The following is a 2,457-nucleotide window of genomic DNA, read 5'->3' on the forward strand; positions in this document are numbered from 1 at the left end:
ATGCTTTCTGGGGGCAATTTTGCTTATTTTAACACAAAAAAGCTCTCAAAAATTTGGTGATGTCTTAGGAATCTTTTACTACTCATAATTATTTATCAATTCTTTAATGTCAACATTTAACAATTTCGATATGCTAATTATAGATTCTAATGGAGGTTGCGATGTATTAGTACACCACTTTGAAACAGTAGAAGGGTTTACCTTTAACTGTTCTGCCAACCATTTGCTCGTCTTTTTCTTTTCAACAAGCACTATTTTCAAACGATTAATATCCATAATATTTTATTTTTTCTGCAAAGATAATGAATTATTCTCACTTTTATTCCAATATATAATTTTTTAACGTTGTTCTCACATTCTATTTTAAAGAAATATTGTATTTTTGCACTTGAAAAGAGTTGTTTGACTGCAAATGTACGCAGATTGCAGAAATTAGGAATGTTGCTAAATCATTACCTCCATTGAGGTGAGACGCTCATAATTCGCTCATTTTAAGCTATTCCACAGATTTTGGCAGAATTTTCATCAAAAAAACTATTTTAGTTTCATAATCAAACCGAGCAGTCTCCTTTTTTAATCCTTAACAGCCCTAATATTTAGCCCCCATGCTTTCCACTCTAGAACAAGTTCCGGTTCTGTAAAACGACTTTTTGAAATATTAATAGCATATGCTTCCTCATCTGATTTGCTTGGCGATTCTGAAAGCCAAATTTTAGTCATTCCTGACGGTTTTTTAGCCTGCTTCTTACAATACGTTTCTGGTATAAAGATACTCTTTCCATTTGGTCCTGTTACTTTTGCTCCCCTTACACCGTTTATTACCTCCAGTTCCCAATTGCAGTTGTATATGAGTTCAAGAGCTTCATCGTATGTTGGAATTCGCCAACCCTGCCCTTTTTTGACTGTTGCTACATCATATTTTGTTCCTGATATTTCTGACAATGGGTTTGTGTAGTTAAATATATATTTATTGGCTCTATTATTGCAATAGGAATAATTCTCTCTCCAATATTCCGATTTTGATTTTATTTCTGACCAGGCAAAGTAAAGACCCGTATCTTCCGGAGAATTTGCGCCAATATTACATTTACCCCATTTTACGCTTAGGCATAAATCTACATATTCTTGGTTCTCATCATCGTCATCGTCGGATGGAACATATGGAGCAAAACATAACGAGCAGTATTGATGTCCATCTCCATCAGGTGTTTCTGTAAGCATTGCAACAATACCCTTCTTTTTATTATAAAATATATTTGCTTCATCTTTAGTTCCAAGTTTATTGAAGCCTATTAACAGTCTTGATAACTTTTTATCAGTATCATTATCTTTCTCAATAGTGACACAAGATGCTGTTAGTGTTTTGTCGTTACCGAACATATACGATATCGTTATGTTATCATCGCTATAATGTTCATAAAAGTATACATTATTATAAGATGATGATAGTATGAAATCTGAACTTTGCTTTTCTTTTATGTCATTCTCTGTAGCATGCCAATCTGTTATTGGCATTAAAGTGTTCTCTATAGGATTTACCATTTCGCCATCATTTTCATCATCATCAGTAGAACAAGCAAAGGTAAAAACAGTCAAGAAGACAATAAATAATATGTACAGTAAATTATTATTTTTCATAGTTGTCACTTTTTATTTTGTATTGTTTTAGTAATTAAATTCTCCATTTTAGATACTGCTTTTGTCAAATTTGTATCATAGATTTTATTACCTTTATTATCAGTTATAAATGTTATACTCTGCGGTTTCGCCACAGTTACTGTAACAATAGCTTTTTTACCATTTGTCGTCACTATCTCTGACGTAGTAATACCTGGTCTTCTGCCTATTGCCTTTATAACATTACTATAACTGTCTATCCATATTGATGCACTGTTTCCACTTATTAAAGTGCAACTTTTATAAATAACAGTTGCATTAGACAGTCTAACCGTAGGTTTTATTTCTTTTATTTCTCCGATTTTAACTTGAATTTTTGGAAAACTGATTGAGGTTGGAGCAACAGTATTTGTTGATATACAACTAATTTTAAATTGTTTATAGTAAGTGATGGCTTGCGTTCGATTATTCTTATCATTGTACTTTTCTACACATACTAGTTCAATAATTGCAGTTCCGGAGAATGAACTTGTTATTTTTACCTGTGCTCCTGCATTATCTTTTTTAATGAATTTAATATTGGGATTAGAACAAGTCCATATGGCTTTATCTATATACCCTCGCGTAGCAGAAGGTACTGAAAGAAACTTTGTTTCTCCAATCTTTATTGAGTACTGTGTCGATGGCAGTGTTACATAAGCAAATGTCATCTGACTAATCATAAGCATTAGACTTACAAGAATGAAAATTCGTAACTTTGTCCTTTTGGGTAGGGTGTTCAAAATTTAGATATAAATCTGACATAAAAAGTGCAAGAATTCAGCTCGTTAAGTTGCTGAC

The 2,457-nt window shown here is 32.4% G+C and carries 3 protein-coding genes; all 3 read right to left on the reverse strand.

What is annotated here, in order from left to right:
- Positions 1-78: 78 nt before the first annotated feature.
- Positions 79-276 carry a helix-turn-helix transcriptional regulator gene (locus I6E38_RS14560; protein WP_235394662.1) on the reverse strand — a complete coding sequence of 66 codons (198 nt, stop codon included), beginning with the start codon at positions 274-276 and terminating at the stop codon, positions 79-81.
- A gap of 297 nt (positions 277-573) precedes the next feature.
- A complete protein-coding gene (locus tag I6E38_RS14565; protein WP_235394663.1) occupies positions 574-1,638 on the reverse strand; it encodes a hypothetical protein in 1,065 nt (354 codons plus the stop codon).
- 5 nt (positions 1,639-1,643) lie between these two features.
- Positions 1,644-2,339, reverse strand: coding sequence for a hypothetical protein (locus tag I6E38_RS14570; RefSeq protein WP_235394664.1), 696 nt, complete (start codon positions 2,337-2,339; stop codon positions 1,644-1,646).
- Positions 2,340-2,457 lie beyond the last annotated feature (118 nt).

Origin of the sequence: Leyella stercorea, assembly GCF_021531355.1 — a bacterium.
Lineage (GTDB): Bacteria > Bacteroidota > Bacteroidia > Bacteroidales > Bacteroidaceae > Prevotella.